This window comes from Pseudomonas putida (genome assembly GCF_003228315.1).
Taxonomy (GTDB): Bacteria; Pseudomonadota; Gammaproteobacteria; order Pseudomonadales; family Pseudomonadaceae; genus Aquipseudomonas; species Aquipseudomonas putida_S.
In genome coordinates this window covers 2,742,663-2,764,875 of sequence record NZ_CP029693.1, presented here as the reverse complement: position 1 = coordinate 2,764,875, position 22,213 = coordinate 2,742,663, and the positions used below count along the sequence as shown (strand labels likewise).

Here is a 22,213-nt window from a genome sequence, read left to right as displayed (position 1 = left end):
TTAGCGCTTTCCACACGGTCTGTACGGCGGGTGTTTCAGTCTTCGCTGTCAGCCTTGCGACTGTCAGATGCTTCTTTCGGCTCGGGCTGTTGGGCGCCGGCTTGCTGCGTGGTCGTCTGCTCAGGTACGTGCAGGCTTGGGAAGGGGAGATTAGGAATCTCGTGCATGGTTGCGCTCCTCGCTAAGTCTGTTGATAGATCTGGTAGATCCGCGCTTTCAAAAAGCCTGGCAAGGATACAGCACGGGAAATGACAAACAGACTTTTATATCCATTTGTTTCGACAGACGGGATTGTATAGACAGGTCAGTAATAGCCGCGCAGAAACAACTGTAGGAGCGAGCCTGCTCGCGATGGTGTATCAGACAAAGATGTTTTGACTGACACACCATCGCGAGCAAGCTCGCTCCCACAGGGGATCTACAGAGTGCTTTAGATTACTGGCAGACCTTGGCAATCGCCTCGGCCAGCAGATCCAGACGCGTGGCATCAATCCCCGCCACGTTCGCCCGCCCCGTACCGACCATGTACACACTGTGATGCTCACGCAGTTGCTTGACCTGCTCCGGCGTCAAACCGGTGTAGGAAAACATCCCGCGTTGCACGCCAATATGCGCAAAGCGTTCGCGCAAACCATGGGGTTCCAGCGCTTCCACCAGACCGCCGCGCAGTTGGGCGATGCGCAGGCGCATGCTTTCCACTTCATCGGTCCAGAGGTTTTTCAGCTCCGGATCGCCAAGGATGGTCGCCACCACAGCGGCGCCATGATCCGGCGGCGTCGACCACAGGTTGCGGGCGATGTTGGCCAGCTGGCTGCGAATATCCACCAGTTTGTCGGCGGTTTTGGCGCAGACAATCAGCGCGCCGGTGCGATCGCGGTACAGGCCGAAGTTCTTCGAGCAGGAGCTGGTGACCAGCACTTCCGGCAACTGGGCGGCGAACAACCGGGTCGACCACGCGTCCTGCTCCAGTCCATCGCCAAAGCCCTGGTAGGCAAAGTCGATCAGCGGCAGCAGTTCGCGGCGACGCACCACCTCCAACACCCGCTTCCAGTCGTCATGGGACAGGTCGAAACCGGTCGGGTTGTGGCAGCAGGCGTGCAGCAGGACCACATCGCCCTTGGGCGCCTGGTCGAGTGCCGCGAGCATCGCCTCGACATCCAGACGGTTATCGTTGCCCACGTAGGGGTAGTGGCTGACCTTGACCCCGGCTGCCGCAAAAATGGTTTCGTGGATCGGCCAGGTCGGATTGCTCAACCACACGCCACGGCCCGGCAGGCATTGGGCGATGAAGTCCGCGCTCAGGCGCAACGCACCGGTGCCACCCGGCGTCTGGGTGGCGCCGGCGCGGTTGTCGCGGATCAGCGGCGAGTCGGCGCCCAGCACCAGCTCATTGATGACCTTGCCGAAGGCCGGATCGCCATGCCCGCCGATGTAGATCTTGGTGGTCTGGCGGTCAACCAGTCGCGCCTCGGCCAGCTTCACCGATTGAGGAATCGGCGTCAGGCCCTGGGCATCCTTGTAGACACCGACGCCAAGGTCGAACTTGCGCGGGTTCGGATCCTGCGCATAGGCCTCCATCAGGCCGAGGATCGGATCGCCGGGCACCCGGCCAATGGCGTCGAAGTGCATTACTTGCGTCCTTCTGCGGTCTTGGCCACGTCATCAGTGCGTGCGGCCATGATGAAGTCGTTGCGGTGCAGGCCCTTGATCGAGTGGCTCCACCAGGTCACGGTGACTTTGCCCCACTCGGTCAAAAGGCCTGGGTGATGACCTTCGGCCTCGGAGATCTCGCCGACGGCGTTGGTGAACGCCAAGGCGTGCTTGAAATTCTTGAACAGGAAGACTTTTTCCAGCTGCATGATGCTGTCGCGTACTTCGATGTTCCAGTCCGGGATCTGCTTGATCAGCACCGGCAGTTCTTCGTCGCTGACCTGTGGAGCATCGGCACGGCAGGCTTCGCAATGGGCTTGGTTCAATGTGGACATGATGGATTCCTGAAATCTAAGAGTTGGAAATCAGCTGTCAGTGCGACCACGCTAAAGCAAAGCGTAGCTTTCTGACAGGCTCACTTGATCGTAAAAGCGCCGGTTCAGGCGGCTTTGGGTTTTGGCGGAAATTTAGGCGCGTGCAAGCCCATCTGCATGGCTTGCTTGACCATGCCCATGATGTCTTCGTGGGCCAGGTCGAACAGGCGCTTGAGATCCGGCAGGACGAAATACAGCGGCTGCAGGATGTCGATGCGGTAAGGGGTGCGCATGCATTCCAGTGGATCGAACGCCTGATGCTCGGGTTCGTCCGACAGGCAGTACACGGTTTCCTTCGGCGAAGACAGGATGCCGCCACCGTAGATGCGCTGGCCTTGTGGCGTGTCGAGCAGGCCGAACTCGATGGTCATCCAGTACAGGCGCGCCAGGTACACGCGTTCTTCCTTGGAAGCCTTGAGGCCGAGTTTGCCGTAGGTGTGGGTGAATTCGGCGAACCAGGGGTTGGTCAGCAGCGGGCAGTGGCCGAAGATCTCATGGAAAATGTCCGGCTCTTGCAGATAATCCAGCTCTTCGCGGGTACGAATAAAGGTCGCGACCGGAAACTGCTTGCTGGCGAGCAATTCAAAAAAGGTCTGGAAAGGGATCAGTGCCGGAACACGGGCAACCTGCCAGCCGGTGGTTTCACCGAGCACTTTGTTGATCTCGCCCAGTTGCGGAATGCGGTCGTGGGGCAGACCGAGTTTTTCGATACCGTCCAGATACTCCTGGCACGCACGCCCTTCGATCACTTTCAACTGGCGAGTGATCAGCGTGTTCCATACCGCATGTTCTTCTGCGGTGTAGTCGATAAAACCATGCGCATCGGGCTCGCGAGCCACGTATTGCGTCTGCTTCATACTGCTCTCCTGCGGAGGGGGAACGTTCTTGTTATGTACGGCCATGGACTTAGAAATACCCCATGGATCTCGGGTTTGCAGCCGAGGTCCGGTCTCGCTTACAGGAAAATCGCTGAGTAATCGTAAAGTTTTCGTTACGTATGGGTGATGGTCGCGTAGATGTTGAGATTGTCAGGTAGGAAAAGCCGTTCAGCTGTCACATAATCTTGACGACTATCTGAGCACCTCAGTAGAAAATTATCTCTGTGGGAGCGAGCCTGCTCGCGAAAGCGTCGGCACATTCAGCATTGATCTGTCAGACAAATCGCTTTCGCGAGCAGGCTCGTTCCCACAGGTGGTGCACTTCACTCACCGCTTTTTCGGGCCTTTTCATGCGTATCAAAGTCCACTGCCAGAACCGCATCGGCATCCTGCGCGACATCCTCAACCTGCTGGTGGAGTACGGCATCAACGTCGCTCGCGGTGAGGTGGGCGGTGAGCACGGCAATGCCATCTACCTGCACTGTCCGAACCTGATCAACATCCAGTTCCAGGCACTGCGGCCGAAATTCGAAGCGATTGCCGGGGTGTTTGGCGTCAAGCGCGTAGGGCTGATGCCCAGCGAGCGTCGGCACATGGAACTCAACGCCTTGCTGGGCGCCCTGGAGTTTCCGGTGCTGTCGATCGACATGGGCGGGTCCATCGTCGCGGCCAACCGTGCGGCGGCGCAACTGCTCGGGGTGCGTGTCGACGAAGTGCCGGGTATTCCCCTGTCGCGCTATGCCGAAGATTTCGACCTGCCGGAACTGGTGCGCGCCAACAAGTCGCGAATCAACGGGATGCGGGTCAAGGTCAAGGGCGATGTGTTCCTGGCCGATATCGCCCCGCTGCAATCGGAGCATGACGACAGCGAAGCCATGGCCGGCGCGGTACTGACGCTGCATCGCGCCGACCGGGTAGGGGAGCGCATCTATAACGTGCGCAAGCAGGAACTGCGCGGCTTCGACAGCATCTTCCAGAGCTCGAAGGTGATGGCTGCGGTGGTGCGCGAGGCCCGGCGCATGGCGCCGCTGGATGCGCCGCTATTAATAGAAGGCGAAACCGGAACCGGCAAAGAACTGTTGGCGCGGGCCTGTCATCTGGCCAGCCCGCGCGGGCAATCACCGCTGATGGCGCTCAACTGCGCCGGCTTGCCGGAGTCCATGGCCGAAACCGAGCTGTTCGGCTATGGCCCCGGCGCTTTTGAAGGGGCGCGAGCCGAGGGCAAGCTCGGGCTACTGGAACTGACGGCGGGCGGTACGCTGTTTCTTGATGGCGTGGGAGAGATGAGTCCGCGCCTGCAGGTGAAATTGCTGCGCTTCCTGCAGGACGGCTGCTTTCGTCGTGTCGGCAGTGATGAAGAGGTCTACCTCGATGTGCGGGTGATCTGCGCGACCCAGGTCGATCTGTCCGAGTTGTGCGCTCGCGGCGAGTTCCGTCAGGACCTGTATCACCGCTTGAATGTGTTGTCGTTGCACATCCCGCCGCTGCGTGAATGCCTCGACGGTTTGCCGCCGCTGGTGGAGCACTTCCTCGATCAGGCCAGCCGGCAAATCGGTTGCCCGCTGCCCAAGCTGGCCCCGGCGGCCATGGATCGCCTGAGCCATTACCACTGGCCGGGCAACGTGCGGCAACTGGAAAACGTGTTGTTCCAGGCGGTTTCGCTGTGCGATGGCGGGACGGTCAAGGCCGAGCACATTCGTTTGCCGGACTACGGCGTGCGCCAGCCCCTGGGGGATTTTTCCCTGGAAGGTAGCCTGGACGAGATTGTCGGCCGGTTCGAAAAGGCGGTGCTGGAAAGCTTGTATTCCGAGCATCCGAGCAGCCGGCAACTGGGCAAGCGGCTGGGGGTTTCCCATACCACCATTGCCAACAAGTTGCGTGAGTATGAGGTGGGCAAGACCGAGTCTTAGCGAAGGCTTGCTGTGTTAATACCGGCCTCATCGCGAGCAGGCTCGCTCCTACAGGGAATACGCGATCAACTGTAGGAGCGAGCCTGCTCGCGATGGGGGCGGCGGCCATTACCCAGGTCAAGCCTTGCCACCCACCGGCATGACACCGCCGGTTTTTCGTCTCTGACACAATTCCCCCAATCCCCTTCAACGCCCTCAAGTCCTTTGTTTACCGGCCCTCGCGCCGCCAAAAACAAGTTGGTCTGCAAATTGCTTATGGCTCATCAGTACAGCAGTGGGCGGCAAACGTCCGGCAGGCAGAGGATAGATTGTGGACAAGTACCTTTATGTGGCAATGACCGGCGCCAGCCAGAATGCACTGGCGCAAAAGGCTCATGCCAACAACCTGGCGAACATCTCTACCAACGGTTTCCAGAAAGACCTGGAGCAGGCCCGTTCGATGCCGGTGTTCGGCGACAGCTTTCCGGCGCGTGCGTTTGCCATGTCCGAGCGCCCGGCCACCGACTTCACCCCGGGCTCCCTGGTGGAAACCGGCCGTGACCTCGATGTTGCCGTTCAAGGCAACGGTTGGATGGCGGTGCAGAACCCTGATGGCGGTGAGAGCTATGTGCGCACCGGCAGCCTGGTGGTCGATGCGCTGGGTGTGCTGCGTGCCGGCAATGGCATGCCGGTGATCGGCAATAGCGGCCCGATCGCCGTGCCGCCCCAGCAACAGATCGAAGTCGGCGAAGACGGCACCATCAGCATTCGCTCGATGGGCGAAGATCCTCGTGTGATGGCGGAAGTCGACCGCATCAAGCTGGTCAACCCGGACTTCAAGAACATGACCAAGGGCCTGGACGGTTCGATCCACACCAAGGACGGCCAGCCTGCGCAAGCCGATGCCAACGTCAAGCTGGTGTCGGGATTCCTCGAGTCGAGCAACGTCAACGCCGTGGACGAGATGACCTCGGTGCTGGCCCTGTCCAAGCAGTTCGAACTGCACGTCAAGATGATGAACACCGCCAAAGAAGACGACCAGGCCATGGCTCGGGTCTTGCAGATCAGCTAATTACCAGAACGTCGCGCCGTAAAACAGGCGCACGAGGAGAATCGAATGCTTCCGGCTCTATGGGTTGCCAAAACCGGTCTGTCCGCCCAGGACACCAACCTGACCACCATTTCCAACAACCTGGCCAACGTGTCGACCACGGGTTTCAAACGTGACCGCGCCGAGTTCCAGGACCTGCTCTACCAGATCAAGCGTCAGCCAGGCGCCCAGTCGACCCAGGACAGCGAACTGCCGTCGGGTCTGCAAGTGGGTACCGGTGTGCGCATCGTCGGCACCCAGAAAAACTTCACCGCCGGCAGCCTGCAAACCACCGAGCAGCCGCTGGACATGGCCATCGACGGTCGCGGTTTCTTCCAGATCCTGCAACCGGACGGCACCACGGCCTACACCCGTGACGGCACCTTCCACCTGGACTCCAACGGCCAGATCGTCAACGCCAGCGGCTTCGCCCTGCAGCCAGCGATCGTCATTCCGAACGATGCCCAGACCTTCACCGTCGGCAAGGACGGCACCGTGTCCATCACCGTGGCCGGCAACCCGGCTTCCCAGGTGATCGGCAACCTGCAAACCGCCGACTTCATCAACCCGGCCGGCCTGCAGGCCGTGGGTGGCAACCTGTTCCTGGAAACCGGCGCCAGTGGCGCGCCGGAAATCGGCACCCCGGGCCTGGCCGGTTTCGGTACCACGCTGCAGAACACCCTGGAAACGTCCAACGTCAGCACCGTTGAGGAGATGGTCAACATGATCACCACCCAGCGCGCCTACGAGATGAACTCCAAAGTGATCTCCACCGCCGACCAGATGCTCTCGTTCGTTACGCAGAATCTGTAATCAAGTCTACAAGGGGCGGTCATCGGGCCGCCTGCTACACCGTGAGGTAAGGGTCATGAAACGCTTCGTCTCTGTTCTGGCATTGAGTGGGATCACCGCGCTCGCAGGTTGCGTACCGGCGACGCCCAAGCCCAATGACCCTTACTACGCGCCGGTACTGCCGCGAACGCCGCTGCCGGCTGCCGCGAACAACGGCTCGATCTACCAGGCCGGTTTCGAACAGAACCTCTACGGCGACCGCAAGGCGTTCCGGGTCGGTGACATCATCACCATCACCCTGAACGAGAAGACCCAGGCCAGCAAGAACGCCAACTCGCAGGTGGCCAAGAACAGCAAGACCGGCATCGGTCTGACGTCGTTGTTCGGTTCCACGCCCAACACCAACAACCCGTTTGGCAGTGGTGATCTGAGCCTGGAGGCCAGCTATCAAGGCGATCGCGCGACCAAGGGCGACAGCAAGGCGGCACAGGGCAACACCCTGACCGGCTCGATCACCGTGACCGTCGCCGATGTATTGCCCAACGGCATCATCGCGGTGCGTGGCGAGAAGTGGATGACCCTCAACACCGGTGACGAACTGGTGCGCATTGCGGGCCTGGTTCGCGCCGATGACATCTCGACCGACAACACCGTGTCGTCGACCCGTGTCGCCGACGCACGCATCACCTACTCGGGTACCGGCTCGTTTGCCGATGCGAGTCAGCCAGGCTGGTTCGACCGTTTCTTCCTCAGCCCGCTGTTCCCTTTCTAGGTGGCTTTCAAGTTGAGCATGTTGAATTTCAAAAGCCTCATGATGGCCGCCGTTATGTTGTCGGCGGCCTTCAACGCACACGCCGAACGGCTGAAGGACATCGCCAGCATTTCCGGCGTGCGTTCCAACCAGTTGATCGGTTATGGCCTGGTGGTCGGGCTTAACGGTACCGGTGACCAGACGACCCAGACGCCGTTCACCCTGCAGACCTTCAACAACATGCTCTCGCAGTTCGGCATCAAGGTGCCGCCGGGTTCGGGCAACGTGCAGTTGAAAAACGTCGCGGCGGTGTCGGTCAGTGCCGATTTGCCGGCGTTCGCCAAGCCCGGTCAGCAGATCGACATCACCGTTTCCTCCATCGGCAACTCCAAGAGCCTGCGCGGCGGTACGTTGCTGCTGACGCCGCTCAAGGGTATCGACGGCAACGTCTACGCCGTGGCCCAGGGCAACCTGGTGGTCGGCGGCTTCGACGCTGAAGGTCGCGACGGTTCGAAGATCACGGTCAACGTGCCATCGGCCGGTCGTATCCCTGGCGGTGCGTCGGTCGAGCGGTCGGTGCCGAGCGGTTTCAACCAGGGCAACAGCCTGACCCTGAACCTCAACCGTTCCGACTTCACCACGGCCAAGCGCATCGTCGACAAGATCAACGACATGCTCGGCCCGGGCGTGGCCCAGGCCATCGATGGCGGTTCGATTCGCGTGACCGCGCCGCTGGACCCGAGCCAGCGTGTCGACTACCTGTCGGTGCTGGAAAACCTCGAAATCGATCCGGGCCAGGCGGTGGCGAAAGTCATCATCAACTCCCGTACCGGCACCATCGTGATCGGCCAGAACGTCAAGGTTTCGCCGGCCGCCGTGACCCACGGCAGCCTGACCGTGACCATTACCGAAGACCCGATTGTCAGCCAGCCAGGCCCGCTGTCCAACGGGCAGACGGCGGTCGTACCGCGTTCGCGGGTCAACGCCCAGCAGGAAGCCAAGCCGATGTTCAAGTTCGGCCCCGGGACCACCCTCGACGAAATCGTGCGTGCGGTGAACCAGGTCGGCGCGGCGCCAGGTGACTTGATGGCGATCCTCGAAGCACTGAAACAGGCCGGCGCGCTGCAGGCCGACCTGATCGTGATCTGAGGACGGCCAGTATGGATATGTACAAGAGCGGTCGGGTCAGCAGCAGCGATTCGGGTTCGTATTCCGACTTGAACCGGTTGAACCAGCTCAAGGTCGGCGACAAGAACAGCGACGCGAACATGCGCAAGGTGGCGCAGGAGTTCGAGTCGCTGTTTCTCGGCGAGATGCTCAAGTCCATGCGTTCGGCCACCGAAGCGCTGGGCAAGGACAACCCGATGAACACGCCGGAGGCCAAGCAGTACCAGGAAATGTACGACCAGCAACTGGCCGTTTCCATGTCCCGCGAGGGCGGCGGTATCGGTCTGGCGGACGTGCTGATGCGCCAGATGTCGAAGAACAAACCGCTGGCGCCGGGCGAGGCCGCGGCCAATTCCGCGGCCAAGCAGGAAGTCGCCAGGGCTGCCGCGCAAACGCCGGTGGCGGCGGGCACGGTGGCCACCAACGGTCCGCTGTCGCGGGTCAATGGCGAGCGTCCGTTGTGGGCTTCGCGTTCGGTCCACGCGCCGAGTGGCGAGGGCACGCACCGCAATGACATGGAGCTGATCAATCAGCGTCGGCTGGCCTTGCCGCCGAAGTTGGCGGATCGACTGCTCGCGGGGCTGGTGCCTTCGGCAACGACAAACGCCAATACCACGGTTGCAGCGGTCAACAAGACCCCGTTGCCGGAGCGCTTCGCTACCAACGGTTCCGGCGCCCTGTATAACGGCGACTGGCTGGCGAACGCGCAAGCGGCGACCAATGGCCCCCTGCAGATCCAGGGCCGCGCCATTGCACAAATTCCGCTGGCGCCGCCGAAGAAAGCCTTCAGCTCGGCCGACGAGTTCGTCAACACCATGCTGCCGATGGCCAAGGAAGCCGCCGACCGCATTGGCGTCGATCCGCGTTACCTGGTGGCTCAGGCCGCACTGGAAACCGGCTGGGGCAAATCGGTGATGCGCGCCCAGGACGGCAGCAGCAGTCACAACCTGTTCGGCATCAAGGCCGGCAACAGCTGGAAGGGTGATTCGGCGCGCGCGATCACCAGCGAATTCAGGAATGGCCAGATGGTCAAGGAGACGGCGGAGTTCCGCTCCTACGATTCTTACAAGGACAGCTTCCATGACCTTGTGACGCTGCTGCAAAGCAACAATCGCTATCAAGATGTCGTGAAGTCGGCCGATAACCCGGAACAGTTTGTACGCGAGTTGCAAAAGGCCGGTTATGCGACCGACCCGAACTACGCGAGCAAGATTTCGCAGATAGCCAGGCAGATGACGAGTTACCAAAACTACGCCGCGGCGGGCGCCACCACGACGCCTCTATAGACACAAGGTATAAGGTCTGAATCATGAGTTTGCTCAACATCGGAATGTCGGGTTTGTCCGCCAGTCACGCCTCGTTGGTGACTACCGGTAATAACATTTCCAACGTCGACACTGTCGGGTACTCCCGCCAACAAACCGTACAGAACAGCAAGAACTCGATTCAGTACGGCAACGTCTTCATCGGCACCGGCACCACGCTGGCCGATGTGCGCCGGGTGTACAACAGCTACCTCGATTCGCAATTGCAGACCACCACTTCGCTCAACAGTGACGCCCAGGCGTATCTGGGGCAGGCCACCCAGGTGGACAAGTTGCTGTCCGACAGCGGTACCGGTGTGACCAAATCCCTGCAGGCGTTTTTCTCGTCCCTGCAAACCCTGGCCGCCAACTCCAACGACAACGCCGCGCGCCAGGCGTTGCTGACCAATGCCCAGGGCTTGAGCAGCCGCTTCAATGCGATCTCCAAGCAGCTGACCCAGCAGAACACCTACATCAACGATCAATTGGGTTCGATGGCCGACCAGGTCAACAAACTGGCGTCGACCGTCGCGGCCTACAACAAGAAAATCGCCGAAGTCAGCGGTTCGGGTGGCACACCCAACGAGCTGCTGGATCAGCGCAACGAAACTGTTCGCCAGCTCAGCGAGCTGGTGGGTGTTCAGGTCACTGACACCGAAGGTCGCCTCGACATTTACCTGGGCAGCGGCCAGCCACTGGTGGTCGGCGATACCGTCAATAAACTGCGTGTGGCGCCGGACCCGGCCGACCCGACCCGTTCCTCGATCATCATGGATCGCAACGGCTCGTCGATCGACATCACCAACGTGATGACCGGCGGCGAAATGGGCGGCCTGGTGCGTTATCGCAACGAAGTGCTGACCCCTGCGGTCAATGGCCTGGGGCGTATCGCCATGGTCGTGGCCGATCAGGTCAACAAGCAGTTGGGCCAGGGCCTGGATCAGAACGGTAACTTCGGCGCGGCACTGTTCAACAACATCAACAGTGCGGCGGCCATCAGCCAGCGCAGCATCGCCAACGGCAACAACAACCCGGCTTCCGGCAACCTGAACGTCACGATCAATGACACCAGCAAGGTGCAGGCCAGCGACTATCAGGTGACCATCACGGCCACCGGCTACAACGTGCGTCGCCTGTCGGACAACACCGACATGGGTAACTTCGCCTTTGCCACGCCGCCTGCCGCGCAACCGGTCATCGATGGTTTCAGCCTGAGCATCAACTCCGGCACCGTCGCTGCCGGCGACAGCTTCAAGATCACCCCGACCCGCAGTTCCGCCGCGGACATGACCACGGTCATGACCGACACCAAGACCCTGGCCACATCCGCTCCGCTGACGTCCACCAAGGCGTCCGGCAATGACGGTACCGGTGCGGTCAGCCAGCCGAGCCTGAGCACGGCCCTGGATATTTATGACCCGGTGCAGCGCCTGGAAGTGCAGGGCGCGGTCAAGGCTTCGATGCCGGTACGCCTGGTGATGACCAGCGCCAATGCCTACGAAGTGTTCGACTCCAAGGGCACCAGCATCGGCACTGGCAGCATCGTGCCTGGCCAGAACAACGACCTGAACATCGCCGTGCCTTACACCGATGCCGGTGGCAACGCCAAATCCTTCAGCGTGGCGATGACCATCAGCGGCAGCCCGGCGTCGGGCGACAGCTTCAACATCGGCATGACGGCGGCGGACAGCACCGACAACCGCAACGCCCAGGCTTTGCTCGGCCTGCAGTCGAAAGCCACTGTCGGTGCGACCGCCACCAGCCCGGGTGTCAGCTTCACCGATGCCTATGGCGGCCTGGTGACGACCGTGGGCTCCCTGACCAAGCAAGGCCAGCTGGATGCCACCGCCACCGACACCATCATGACCGGTGCGCGCGACGCCCGTGATTCGCTGTCGGGGGTCGACCTCGACGAAGAGGCGGGCAACCTGACCAAGTATCAGCAGTACTACACGGCGTCTTCGCAGATCATCAAGACTGCGCAGGAAATCTTCAGCACCCTGATCAATGCCCTTTAAGGAGCCGTAGAACATGCGCATTTCTACCGCACAGTATTACGCCGCTACGGCTGCCAACTATTCCCGCAACATGAACAACGTCGTGAAGACTGCCGATCAGGCCAGCAGCGGGGTCAAACTCAATACTGCGGCGGACGATCCGGTTGGCGCCGCGCGGTTGTTGCAGCTTGAGCAGCAAAAAGCTCTGCTGGGTCAGTACACCACCAACATCAACGCGTTGAACACCGCTCAGGCGCAGGAAGAAAGCGTGCTGGACAGCATCAACAACGTGATGCAGAAGGTCAGTGAGCTGACGGTGCGCGCCGGTGGCGGTTCGTTGAACGACGACGACCGCAAGTCCATCTCGGCCGAGCTCAAGCAGTCCGAAGAACAACTGCTGACCCTGATGAACAGCAAGGACGCCAACGGCAAGTACATCTTCTCCGGCGCCAGCAACAACACCCAGCCATTTGTGAAAAACAGCGACGGTACCTACAGCTATCAGGGCGACCAGACCCAGTTGGAGCTGAAAATCGGTGACTCGATGTCCCTGGGCTTGAACGATACCGGCTGGGAAGTCTTCCAGCAGGCGATCAACGCGGCCCGCAGTTCCACCACCATGACGGCACCGGCCGTCGACGACGGGCGAGTGTCGCTGTCACCGGGGCTGGTGAATTCCGGTCCGGCGTTCGACTCCAATTTCCGCAGTGGCCAGCCTTACACGCTGTCGTTTACCAGCAGCACGCAATATGTGATCACCGATGCGGCGGGTAATGACGTGACCGCTGAATCGACCGGCGGCGGCAAGTTCGATCCGAATGTCAAAGGCGGGTCCGACATCGACTTCCGTGGCGTGACCTTCAAGTTGGATATCACCTACCAGGCTGGCGACAATCCTTCCGACACCGCGGCTTCCGACGCGGTGATCGCCGGCCACAGTTTCCAGCTGGCAGCCAAGCCGGACAGCTTTGTGGCCAACCGGGCACCGGGTAATACGTCGACCGCCATCATCAGCCAGACGACGGTGACCAATGCCGCCGACTACAAGAACTTTTTCCCGGAAGGCGGAGCGGTCCTGAAGTTCACCGGTCCAGGCACCTTTGAACTGTACGCTCGCCCTTTGACCAGCAGCAGCACCCCGGTCACGACCGGTGCCGTGACCGCCGGCGTGGCCACGGCGGCCGGTGTCAGTTTCACCCTGGGTGGCACGCCGCCAAATCCGGTTGCCGGTGATCAGTTCGACATCGCGGTCAACACGCACCAGACTCAGAACGTGCTCGACACCATCAGCCAACTGCGCGCGGCGCTCGATACCCCGACTCAGGGCAAGCCGGCCCAACAGCGTTTTCTGGAAGATACGATCGCTTCGTCCCTTGCCAACCTGAACAACTCCAAGAACCAGGTCGACCTGGCGCGGGGGGCGATCGGTGCACGGGGCAACGTGATGGATATGCAGACCGAGCAGAACACCAGCACCGGCCTGATCAACGAATCGACCACCAACTCGATCAAGAACACCGATCCGGCGGAAGTGCTGACTCGCCTGACGCTGCAACAGACCATGCTGCAGGCCGCGCAATTGGCCTTTGCCAGGGTTTCCCAGTTGAGCCTGTTCAACAAGCTTTGAGTCGGTCCTGACCGCTCGCGGCCGGCCCCTGTTGCAGGGGGCTGGCTTTTTTTTGGGTTTTTTTTGGGGCTCAAACCGCGCGGGGCAGGGCGCGATCCCGACCACAAAATCAAATAAAGCCCGCATCGGCGAGTGACCCGTCAGTCAAAACGCGCATCTTCACTGTATCCTGTCTGCGGGCGGTGAAGGTGTGAGGGGTGTTCAGGGCCTGTTCCTGAGCCCCGACGTTGCTCTTCTGGGGCCTTGCCCCGACTGTAGACGCCCTCGATTCAGCGAGCGGCGATGTTCAGCTGTTTATTATTGGGAAGCCATAAATGATTGGCATAAAAAATATTGCGAGTTACGTGCCGGCAGCCGGGATTGATAACTATGCCCAGGGTGCAAAGTTCGACAAGGACGAAACCTTCATCCTTGGCAAGATCGGCTCCGCGTTTTTGCCACGCATGGGTGCTGATCAGGAAACCTCCGATCTGTGTGTCGAAGCAGCCAATGCGCTGTTCGCCGCCAATCCTGAACTCAAGCGTGAATCCATCGACTGCCTGATCGTCGTCACCCAGAACGGTGACGAAGAAGGTTTGCCGCATACCGCTGCGATCGTTCAGGACAAACTGGGCCTGTCGACCCATGTCGCCGCTTTCGATATTTCCCTGGGCTGTTCCGGTTACGTCTACGGCCTCTACGCGATCAAAGGTTTCATGGAAGCGGCCGGACTGAAGAACGGCCTGCTGATCACCGCCGATCCTTATTCCAAGATCGTCGATCCGGAAGATCGCAACACCACCATGCTGTTCGGCGATGCCGCCACCGCCACCTGGATGGGCGAAAACGCCGTCTGGCAACTGGGCAAATCGAAGTTCGGCACTGACGGTTCCGGTGCGCCGCACCTGAAAGTCACTGACGGTGTGTTCTTCATGAACGGTCGCCAGGTCTTCAACTTCGCCTTGCTCAAGGTCCCGGCGCATTTGCATGAGCTGCTGGCCGAGTCGAATCTGCAGGCCAGCGACATCAATGCCTTCTGCATTCACCAGGGCAGTGCGGCGATTGTCGATGCCGTTGCCCGTCGCTTCGAAGAAGGCGAGCCGGAGAAATTCGTCAAGGACATGCTCGAAACCGGTAACACCGTGTCGTCGAGCATTCCGCTGCTGTTGCAGAAACATGTGTTCGATTCCACCTGGACCCGCGTCGCCATCAGCGGCTTTGGCGTGGGCCTTTCGTGGGGTTCGGCGATTCTCTATCGCGGCTGATCCACTCGATCGCAGCGGCAAAAAGAACGCCCGGAAATTTCGATTTCCGGGCGTTTTGCTTTTTTTGACGCCGATTTTCTGGCTCTAAACCCTTGAAAACAAAGGGCTGGCACCCTGCCATTAAAAAATTCGAAAAAACCCCTCAAGCAAACCGGTACCACGACGATAACTATTACGTAGGTTCTCTAGGCCAAACCCGACGGATGTCAGGGCCGGAAGCCGAAGTATCCATCCAACGAGGAATTCGTCATGGCTTTAACAGTAAACACCAACCTTGCTTCCTTGACCGTTCAGAACAACCTGAACAAAGCTTCCGGCAACCTGCAGACTTCGATGCAGCGCCTGTCCTCCGGCCTGCGTATCAACAGCGCTAAAGACGACGCCGCTGGCCTGCAGATCTCCAACCGTCTGACCAGCCAGATCAACGGCCTGGGCACTGCCATCAAGAACGCCGGCGACGGTATCTCCATCGCGCAAACTGCTGAAGGCGCGATGCAAGAGTCCACCAACATCCTGCAAAAAATGCGTACCCTGGCCCTGGCTTCCGCCAACGGCTCGCCAAGCGATGACGACCGTAAGTCGAACAACGCTGAATACGCTGCTCTGACTGCAGAACTGACCCGTATTTCCACCACCACCACTTTCGGTGGTCGTAACCTGCTGGACGGTTCCTTCGGTACTACCCAGTTCCAGGTTGGCGCCAACTCGAACCAGACCATCAACATGACTCTGGGCGACGTTTCGGCTAACAACATCGGCTCGCAGCAAGTGAAAAGCGTGGCAATCCCGCCGAGTGCAACCGGTGTAGCCGGTGGTTCCGTCACTCTGGTGGGTGGTGGTCAGACCTCGACTTTCACCGTTGCAGCAGGCGATTCGGCCAAGACTACCGCTGCCCAGATCAACAAAGCCGCTGTTGGTGGCGTGACTGCATCTGCCAGCACCGAAGCACAATTCACCGTCAACACCACCGCCATTTCCGGCTCGGCCACCGGCAGCGCCAACTTCTCGATTCAAGTGGGCACCGGCAGCGCAGTGAACATGGTTGGTGTGACCACCACCGCTGAACTGGCTGACCAACTGAAGTCCAACGCCGCCAAGCTGGGCATCAGCGTTAACTACGATGCCAAGGCAAATACCCTGTCGATCAAATCCGACACTGGCGAGAACATCACCCTGAACAGTGGTGACGCTGGTGCGGTCGCCGGTATCCAGGTTGCCGCCAAAGACGGTTCCGGTAGCTACGGTACTGCGGTTTCCGCCGCTGCAACCGCTATCAAAGTGACTGGTGCTGTGTCCCTGAACTCCGCCAACAGTTACTCGATGAGCGGTGCTGGTGTGACTGGCCTGTTCGCAGCTACCGGTACTACCGCCAGCTCGGCCAAGACTTCGGTTGCCAACACTGACGTGACCACTGCTGCCAACGCTCAGAACGCCATTGATGTGATCACCCAGGCGATCTCGGCTATCGACTCCCAGCGTGCTGACCTCGGTGCGGTACAAAACCGTTTCGACAGCACCGTGGCCAACCTGCGCTCCATCTCGGACAACTCCACTGCAGCTCGTGGCGTGATCCAGGACGTTGACTTCGCGGCAGAAACCGCTCAGCTGACCAAGCAGCAAACCCTGCAACAGGCTTCCACCGCGATCCTGTCCCAGGCTAACCAGCTGCCATCGGCTGTGCTGAAACTGCTGGGTTAATTCCGGCAATTTGGTGAGTGACGGAAGGGCGCGTTTACGTGCCCTTTTGTCTTTTGAGCGACGAGGAGATCTAGCATGGACATGAGCGTCAAGTTGAACCTGTCTTATCCCGCCGTTGCCCCACAAAGCGCAACGCCTGCTGTAACTGACAAAAAAGATCAGCCAAAGACTGAAGCTGTCGAGGCGTCGGGCTCCGAGCCCAAGCGCGACGAACTGCAAAAGGCTGTGACCGATATTCAGGAATTTGTCCAGGCCGCCCAGCGCAATCTGGATTTTTCCATTGATGATTCCACCGGCCGGGTCGTGGTCAAGGTCATCGCCACCGAAACCGGTGACGTGATCCGTCAGATCCCGTCGGAAGCTGCACTGAAACTGGCCCAGAGTCTTTCGGACGCAAGCAGCTTGCTGTTTGACGACAAAGTCTGATCTGGCATGAATTTTGTTGCTGACTGCGCTTGAGGCGCGATTCGTCAAGAAAGCAGCAGCCACAGCACAAGGAGATAGATGATGGCGGGTACAACGGTTAGCGGTATCGGTTCGAACATCGATACCCAGGCGATCGTGAAGTCTTTGGTTGACTCCGAAAGAGCGCCGAAGCAGACGCAGATCAACAACCAGACGCTGAAAGCGACCACCTCGCTGTCGTCTATCGGCAAAATCCAGGCGGCGCTGGATGCGTTCCGTGGCGCACTGGACAACATGAAAACCGCCTCCACTTTCAGCGGTCTGAGCGCTACGTCCTCGGATGAAAAAGTGGCTACCGTGACCGCTGGCAACGGTGCGGCGGCGGGCAACTTCTCGCTGCTGGTCACCCAGTTGGCGACCGCATCGAAAATCTCCTCCAAGGTCTACACCGATGGTGCTTCTTCGATCATCAATGCCGGCACTGTACCGACGACGTTGACCATCAAGCAGGGTAGCGACTCCTTCGATGTCAGTATTCCTGCCAACGCGACGTTGCAGCAGGTCCGTGACTCGATTAACTCCCAGTATGCGAACCAGGGCTTGAGCGCCAACATCCTGACCGATGCCAATGGATCCAGGATGGTACTGACGTCGAGCAAGACCGGTGTCGGTTCGGACCTGACCCTGTCGGGTAACTCCGGCCTTGAAACCGGGACTTCGGTTCTCGCTACCCCGCAAAACGCCAAGTATTCGATCGACGGCGTGACGGGGATGGAGTCAAAGAGCAATACCATTACCGATGCAGTGAGCGGGATTTCGCTGAAGTTGACCGGTGTTTCCCCGATTCCGACTGGCGGCGGTGCGGCCACTCCGGCAACCATCACCGTGTCTGCCAACAGCGCGACGCTGAAGTCGTCGGTCAAGGGCTTCGTCGATACCTACAACGCCCTGATCAAGGCCGCCAACGCCGAGACCCAGGTCACGACCAATGCCGATGGCTCGATCACCTCGGGCGCTCTTACGGGTGACGCCTCGCTGCGCTCCCTGCTGTCATCGGTTCGCACCGAGCTGAACGCAATGGCCGGCACTGGCCAGATGAAGTCTCTGGCACAGTTTGGTGTCGAGACCGACCAGAAGACCGGCTTGCTGTCGATTGACGATAAGGTTTTCGATGCCGCGGCGCTCACCAATGCCGCCGACATCAATGGCATCTTCTCCGGGGATACCGGCTTGCTGGCGCGCATGAAGTCGGCTACCGACAGTTATGCGCAGAAAACCACCGGTGTTTTTGCGGCGCGCTCGGCAAGCCTGAGTGACAGCCTGACTGACTTGAAAAAGCAGCAGGACGCCCTGGATGCGCGGATGGCCAGCCTGCAAACCAGTCTGACCGCCAAATACACGGCGATGGACTCCCTGGTCGCCAGGCTGCGTGCCCAGAGCGACAGCATCATGACCACGCTCAATGCGCTGAACAATCCGAAGTCGAACTGATCCGCATCAGGCGCAAAAAAACCCAGGAAGACTGTCATGACAGCACCTGGGTTTTTTCGTTGGTAATGGTTGCGCGTTAAAGTTATGTGTCGGTCAGTCGACATAAAGATCAGAGCCCACCCAATTCAAGCAGTTGTCTGTCACGAGGTAGAAACATGAACCCCATGAGAGCCCTTCGCCAATACCAGAAGGTCAATTCCCATGCTCAGGTCTCTGAAGCCAACCCCCATCGCCTGGTGCAGATGCTGATGGAGGGCGGGCTGGATCGCATGGCCCAGGCCAAGGGCGCGCTGGAGCGGGGTGATATCGCACTCAAGGGGTTGATGCTGGGCAAGGCCGTGGACATCATCATTGGCCTGCGCGATGGCTTGAATCCGGAAAAGACCGATGATCCGGCTTCGCTGCAGCAGCTCGACAATCTGTATGCCTACATGATGACGCGTCTGATGGAGGCCAATCGCGATAACAAGGCCGAAATCATCGACGAAGTCTCGGGCCTGCTGGAAACCCTGAAAAGCGGCTGGGATGCCATCGCCGGCACCCCCCCACAGGCCTGATGGCCGAGGAAGACGTCATGAGCCAAGCATTGCGACGCATTGAAGAAACCCGTGAAGCCCTTCTCGACGCCCTGGCGGCGCGCAATTGGGATGCGATTGGCGAGCTGGACACGACGTGCCGTGAGTGCGTCGACGAGGTGCTCAGCGAAGCACCGATCGACGAAGAGGCGGTGCGCAGTAATCTGGAAGGGTTGTTGGCCGTTTACAAAGAATTGCTGACGGCGACAATTGGCGAGCGCCAGGCGATCGTCGATGAGATGTCGCAGATCAACCAAGCACAAAAGGCGTCAAAGGTTTACCATCTGTTTGGTTAATTGACGCCGGTTAATCCAAATGTAGTGCGCCATAAATTTGACTGTGCACGGTTTTTTGACTTAACTAGTGGCTGTTCCAGATTTCAGTCGTCTTCAGGCATAGTTCGCCTGCAAGCGTTTAGCTTGCCCCAGCATTTTGGGCATTGAGTTGACTAGGGAAGTTGCTATTGCATGTGGCGTGAAACCAAAATTCTGCTGATAGATGACGATAGCGTCCGCCGCCGCGACCTGGCGGTGATTTTAAATTTTCTCGGCGAAGAAAATTTGCCCTGCGGTAGCCATGATTGGCAGCAGGCTGTCGGCTCTTTGTCATCCAGTCGTGAAGTAATCTGTGTCCTGATCGGGACGGTCAATGCTCCTGGCGCACTGTTGGGCTTGTTAAAGACACTCTCGACATGGGATGAGTTCCTTCCCGTTTTGCTGATGGGCGATAATTCTTCCATCGACCTGCCGGAAGACCAGCGTCGTCGCGTGCTTTCGACCCTGGAAATGCCGCCCAGCTACAGCAAATTGCTCGATTCCCTGCACCGTGCCCAGGTCTATCGCGAGATGTACGATCAGGCCCGCGAGCGCGGTCGCCATCGCGAACCCAATCTGTTCCGCAGCCTCGTCGGCACCAGCCGGGCGATTCAGCACGTGCGCCAGATGATGCAGCAGGTCGCCGATACCGACGCCAGCGTATTGATCCTCGGCGAGTCCGGCACCGGCAAGGAAGTGGTTGCCCGTAACCTGCACTATCACTCCAAGCGCCGCGAAGCGCCTTTCGTTCCAGTGAACTGCGGGGCGATTCCGGCCGAGCTGCTGGAAAGCGAATTGTTCGGCCACGAGAAGGGCGCCTTCACCGGTGCGATCACCAGCCGTGCCGGGCGTTTCGAACTGGCCAACGGCGGCACCCTGTTCCTCGACGAAATCGGCGATATGCCGCTGCCCATGCAGGTCAAGTTGCTGCGCGTGCTGCAGGAACGCACCTTCGAGCGCGTGGGCAGCAACAAGACCCAGAGCGTCGACGTGCGCATCATTGCGGCGACCCACAAGAATCTCGAAAGCATGATCGAGATCGGTACTTTCCGCGAAGACCTCTACTACCGCCTGAACGTGTTCCCGATCGAGATGGCGCCGCTGCGTGAGCGCGTCGAAGATATTCCGCTGCTGATGAATGAGCTGATCTCGCGCATGGAGCACGAGAAGCGCGGCTCGATCCGCTTCAACTCGGCGGCGATCATGTCCCTGTGCCGTCACGGCTGGCCGGGCAACGTTCGCGAGCTGGCCAACCTGGTGGAGCGCATGGCGATCATGCACCCGTACGGGGTGATCGGCGTGGTCGAACTGCCGAAGAAATTCCGCTACGTCGACGATGAAGACGAGCAGATGGTCGACAGCCTGCGCAGTGATCTCGAAGAGCGCGTCGCCATCAATGGCCACAACCAGGACTACACTGCCAGCGCGCTGTTGCCGCCGGAAGGCCTGGACCTGAAGGACTACCTCGGTGGTCTGGAACAGGGTCTGATCCAGCAGGCGCTGGACGATGCCAACGGTATCGTGGCGCGCGCCGCCGAACGCCTGCGTATACGCCGTACCACCCTGGTGGAGAAGATGCGCAAGTACGGCATGAGCCGTCGTGATGGAGATGAACAGGCGGATGATTGACGCCTGTTTTTCAAGTCACTCATTTATAAGCGGTTTTTTTTAGGCACGGGTATTGCTAAGCCCCTCGCAACGTTCCGTTTCACTGACGGTCAGCCAAGCGAGAAAGTACGATGCCCCAAGCCGCCCAGATCTCTCCTGCTCCTGATGCCCTGGGGCACCCGTCGTCCGTAGAGCAGGCGAGCCGGCTTGGCCTCGAGCAGGCGTTCGCCCTGTTCAACCAGATGTCCAGCCAACTGACCAGTTCCTACAGCATGCTCGAAGCCCGGGTCACCGAGCTCAAGGGCGAACTGGCCGTGGTCAGCGCCCAGCGCATGCAGGAACTGGCGGAAAAGGAACGCCTGGCCAACCGCCTGCAAAATCTCCTCGACCTGTTGCCCGGCGGCGTCATCGTCATCGACGCCCAAGGCATCGTGCGCGAAGCCAACCCGGCGGCCTGTGAGCTGCTCGGTCTGCCGCTCGAGGGTGAATTGTGGCGGCATGTCATTGCCCGTTGCTTTGCGCCGCGTGAAGACGATGGCCATGAAATTTCCCTCAAGGACGGTCGACGCCTGTCGATTGCCACCCGCTCGCTGGATGCCGAACCGGGCCAACTGGTGCTGTTGAATGACCTGACTGAAACCCGTCACCTGCAGGATCAACTGGCTCGTCATGAACGCCTGTCGTCCCTGGGGCGCATGGTCGCCTCGTTGGCGCATCAGATTCGCACGCCGTTGTCCGCGGCCTTGCTCTACGCCAGTCATTTGACTGAACAGGCACTGCCGGTCGAAACCCAGCAGCGTTTTGCCGGGCGCCTCAAGGAGCGCCTGCACGAGCTGGAGCATCAGGTGCGCGACATGCTGGTGTTCGCCCGTGGCGAACTGCCACTGACCGACCGCGTCACTCCCGGGCAACTCCTGCAATCCTTGCAGGCAGCGGCCTTGCCCCATGTGCTGGACCTGTCCATCCGCTGGCAGTGCGACAGCCATGCCGGTGAGTTGCTGTGCAACCGCGACACGCTGGTCGGCGCCTTGCTCAATCTCATCGAAAACGCCATCCAGGCCAGTGCCGGCGACGTGCGCCTGAAGGTCCATCTGTATACCCGCGACAACCAGCTGCGCGTGTGTGTCAGCGACAGCGGCAGTGGTATCGACAGCGCTGTGCTGGCGCGTCTCGGCGAGCCGTTTTTCACCACCAAGGCCACCGGAACCGGGCTCGGCCTGACGGTAGTCCAGGCCGTTGCCCGGGCTCATCAGGGCGAGCTGCAATTGCGCTCGCGGCTCGGTCGCGGGACCTGCGCGCAGGTGATCCTGCCGCTTTTTTTCGATGAAGCACGCAGCGCTCAGGGAGCGGAGTGAACGT

20 protein-coding genes are annotated in these 22,213 nt (G+C 60.0%); 16 read left to right on the top strand and 4 right to left on the bottom strand.

The features are described 5' to 3' along the window. Positions 1-35 precede the first annotated feature (35 nt). The 4 genes from DKY63_RS32895 to phhA form a co-directional block, all read right to left on the bottom strand. Positions 36-167 (bottom strand): hypothetical protein, encoded by a 132-nt coding sequence (locus DKY63_RS32895; RefSeq protein ID WP_275428116.1) that lies wholly within the window; start codon positions 165-167, stop codon positions 36-38. A gap of 268 nt (positions 168-435) precedes the next feature. Continuing rightward, positions 436-1,629, bottom strand: coding sequence for an amino acid aminotransferase (locus DKY63_RS12735; protein ID WP_110964416.1), 1,194 nt, complete (start codon positions 1,627-1,629; stop codon positions 436-438). Beyond that, complete coding sequence (locus DKY63_RS12730; RefSeq protein ID WP_110964415.1) at positions 1,629-1,985, bottom strand: 4a-hydroxytetrahydrobiopterin dehydratase; 357 nt, start codon at positions 1,983-1,985, stop codon at positions 1,629-1,631. The genes DKY63_RS12735 and DKY63_RS12730 overlap by 1 nt, the downstream gene beginning before the upstream one ends. Positions 1,986-2,089: 104 nt before the next feature. Continuing rightward, a complete protein-coding gene (phhA, locus tag DKY63_RS12725; protein ID WP_110964414.1) occupies positions 2,090-2,881 on the bottom strand; it encodes a phenylalanine 4-monooxygenase in 792 nt (263 codons plus the stop codon). Between the two features lie 371 nt (positions 2,882-3,252). Between phhA and DKY63_RS12720 the strand changes: the two genes are divergently transcribed. From DKY63_RS12720 to DKY63_RS12645, 16 genes are all read left to right on the top strand, one after another. Continuing rightward, positions 3,253-4,812, top strand: coding sequence for a sigma-54-dependent transcriptional regulator (locus tag DKY63_RS12720; RefSeq protein WP_110964413.1), 1,560 nt, complete (start codon positions 3,253-3,255; stop codon positions 4,810-4,812). A 310-nt stretch (positions 4,813-5,122) separates the two neighbouring features. After that, entirely contained in the window at positions 5,123-5,863 is a 741-nt protein-coding gene (locus DKY63_RS12715) for a flagellar basal body rod protein FlgF (protein WP_110964412.1), read from the top strand. 45 nt (positions 5,864-5,908) lie between these two features. After that, positions 5,909-6,694 (top strand): flagellar basal-body rod protein FlgG, encoded by a 786-nt coding sequence (flgG, locus tag DKY63_RS12710; protein ID WP_110964411.1) that lies wholly within the window; start codon positions 5,909-5,911, stop codon positions 6,692-6,694. Between the two features lie 55 nt (positions 6,695-6,749). After that, a complete protein-coding gene (gene flgH, locus DKY63_RS12705; RefSeq protein ID WP_110964410.1) occupies positions 6,750-7,445 on the top strand; it encodes a flagellar basal body L-ring protein FlgH in 696 nt (231 codons plus the stop codon). An 18-nt stretch (positions 7,446-7,463) separates the two neighbouring features. Further along, entirely contained in the window at positions 7,464-8,573 is a 1,110-nt protein-coding gene (locus DKY63_RS12700; RefSeq protein ID WP_110964409.1) for a flagellar basal body P-ring protein FlgI, read from the top strand. An 11-nt stretch (positions 8,574-8,584) separates the two neighbouring features. Next, positions 8,585-9,877: a flagellar assembly peptidoglycan hydrolase FlgJ gene (flgJ, locus tag DKY63_RS12695; RefSeq protein WP_110964408.1), complete on the top strand. Its 1,293-nt coding sequence runs from the start codon at positions 8,585-8,587 to the stop codon at positions 9,875-9,877. A 23-nt stretch (positions 9,878-9,900) separates the two neighbouring features. Further along, complete coding sequence (gene flgK, locus DKY63_RS12690; protein ID WP_110964407.1) at positions 9,901-11,913, top strand: flagellar hook-associated protein FlgK; 2,013 nt, start codon at positions 9,901-9,903, stop codon at positions 11,911-11,913. Between the two features lie 13 nt (positions 11,914-11,926). Further along, the gene (locus DKY63_RS12685; RefSeq protein ID WP_110964406.1) at positions 11,927-13,519 is read left to right on the top strand and encodes a flagellar hook-associated protein 3; all 1,593 of its coding nucleotides are present in this window, start codon (positions 11,927-11,929) and stop codon (positions 13,517-13,519) included. A gap of 314 nt (positions 13,520-13,833) precedes the next feature. Then, entirely contained in the window at positions 13,834-14,763 is a 930-nt protein-coding gene (locus tag DKY63_RS12680; RefSeq protein ID WP_110964405.1) for a ketoacyl-ACP synthase III, read from the top strand. Between the two features lie 249 nt (positions 14,764-15,012). Beyond that, on the top strand, positions 15,013-16,461 hold the full coding sequence (locus DKY63_RS12675; protein ID WP_110964404.1) for a flagellin: 1,449 nt from the start codon (positions 15,013-15,015) through the stop codon (positions 16,459-16,461). A 75-nt stretch (positions 16,462-16,536) separates the two neighbouring features. Further along, positions 16,537-16,887: a flagellar protein FlaG gene (locus DKY63_RS12670; RefSeq protein WP_110964403.1), complete on the top strand. Its 351-nt coding sequence runs from the start codon at positions 16,537-16,539 to the stop codon at positions 16,885-16,887. Positions 16,888-16,968: 81 nt separating this feature from the next. Then, a complete protein-coding gene (gene fliD, locus DKY63_RS12665; RefSeq protein ID WP_110964402.1) occupies positions 16,969-18,357 on the top strand; it encodes a flagellar filament capping protein FliD in 1,389 nt (462 codons plus the stop codon). A 155-nt stretch (positions 18,358-18,512) separates the two neighbouring features. After that, on the top strand, positions 18,513-18,914 hold the full coding sequence (gene fliS / locus DKY63_RS12660; protein WP_110964401.1) for a flagellar export chaperone FliS: 402 nt from the start codon (positions 18,513-18,515) through the stop codon (positions 18,912-18,914). 17 nt (positions 18,915-18,931) lie between these two features. Continuing rightward, entirely contained in the window at positions 18,932-19,228 is a 297-nt protein-coding gene (gene fliT, locus DKY63_RS12655; RefSeq protein WP_110964400.1) for a flagellar protein FliT, read from the top strand. Between the two features lie 171 nt (positions 19,229-19,399). After that, positions 19,400-20,875: a sigma-54 dependent transcriptional regulator gene (locus DKY63_RS12650; RefSeq protein WP_110964399.1), complete on the top strand. Its 1,476-nt coding sequence runs from the start codon at positions 19,400-19,402 to the stop codon at positions 20,873-20,875. Positions 20,876-20,985: 110 nt separating this feature from the next. After that, positions 20,986-22,209 carry a sensor histidine kinase gene (locus tag DKY63_RS12645; RefSeq protein WP_110964398.1) on the top strand — a complete coding sequence of 408 codons (1,224 nt, stop codon included), beginning with the start codon at positions 20,986-20,988 and terminating at the stop codon, positions 22,207-22,209. Positions 22,210-22,213: the final 4 nt, after the last annotated feature.

Bases quoted from the DNA above. Each gene is read 5' to 3' on its own strand.
- flgH (WP_110964410.1), top strand. From the start codon at position 6,750: ATGAAACGCTTCGTCTCTGTTCTGGCATTGAGTGGGATCACCGCGCTC.
- DKY63_RS12720 (WP_110964413.1), top strand. From the start codon at position 3,253: ATGCGTATCAAAGTCCACTGCCAGAACCGCATCGGCATCCTGCGCGAC.
- DKY63_RS12685 (WP_110964406.1), top strand. From the start codon at position 11,927: ATGCGCATTTCTACCGCACAGTATTACGCCGCTACGGCTGCCAACTAT.
- flgJ (WP_110964408.1), top strand. From the start codon at position 8,585: ATGGATATGTACAAGAGCGGTCGGGTCAGCAGCAGCGATTCGGGTTCG.
- fliD (WP_110964402.1), top strand. From the start codon at position 16,969: ATGGCGGGTACAACGGTTAGCGGTATCGGTTCGAACATCGATACCCAG.
- DKY63_RS12675 (WP_110964404.1), top strand. From the start codon at position 15,013: ATGGCTTTAACAGTAAACACCAACCTTGCTTCCTTGACCGTTCAGAAC.
- DKY63_RS12670 (WP_110964403.1), top strand. From the start codon at position 16,537: ATGGACATGAGCGTCAAGTTGAACCTGTCTTATCCCGCCGTTGCCCCA.
- fliS (WP_110964401.1), top strand. From the start codon at position 18,513: ATGAACCCCATGAGAGCCCTTCGCCAATACCAGAAGGTCAATTCCCAT.
- DKY63_RS12735 (WP_110964416.1), bottom strand. From the start codon at position 1,629: ATGCACTTCGACGCCATTGGCCGGGTGCCCGGCGATCCGATCCTCGGC.
- flgK (WP_110964407.1), top strand. From the start codon at position 9,901: ATGAGTTTGCTCAACATCGGAATGTCGGGTTTGTCCGCCAGTCACGCC.
- DKY63_RS12700 (WP_110964409.1), top strand. From the start codon at position 7,464: ATGTTGAATTTCAAAAGCCTCATGATGGCCGCCGTTATGTTGTCGGCG.
- DKY63_RS12645 (WP_110964398.1), top strand. From the start codon at position 20,986: ATGCCCCAAGCCGCCCAGATCTCTCCTGCTCCTGATGCCCTGGGGCAC.
- fliT (WP_110964400.1), top strand. From the start codon at position 18,932: ATGAGCCAAGCATTGCGACGCATTGAAGAAACCCGTGAAGCCCTTCTC.
- phhA (WP_110964414.1), bottom strand. From the start codon at position 2,881: ATGAAGCAGACGCAATACGTGGCTCGCGAGCCCGATGCGCATGGTTTT.
- DKY63_RS32895 (WP_275428116.1), bottom strand. From the start codon at position 167: ATGCACGAGATTCCTAATCTCCCCTTCCCAAGCCTGCACGTACCTGAG.
- flgG (WP_110964411.1), top strand. From the start codon at position 5,909: ATGCTTCCGGCTCTATGGGTTGCCAAAACCGGTCTGTCCGCCCAGGAC.
- DKY63_RS12680 (WP_110964405.1), top strand. From the start codon at position 13,834: ATGATTGGCATAAAAAATATTGCGAGTTACGTGCCGGCAGCCGGGATT.
- DKY63_RS12650 (WP_110964399.1), top strand. From the start codon at position 19,400: ATGTGGCGTGAAACCAAAATTCTGCTGATAGATGACGATAGCGTCCGC.
- DKY63_RS12730 (WP_110964415.1), bottom strand. From the start codon at position 1,985: ATGTCCACATTGAACCAAGCCCATTGCGAAGCCTGCCGTGCCGATGCT.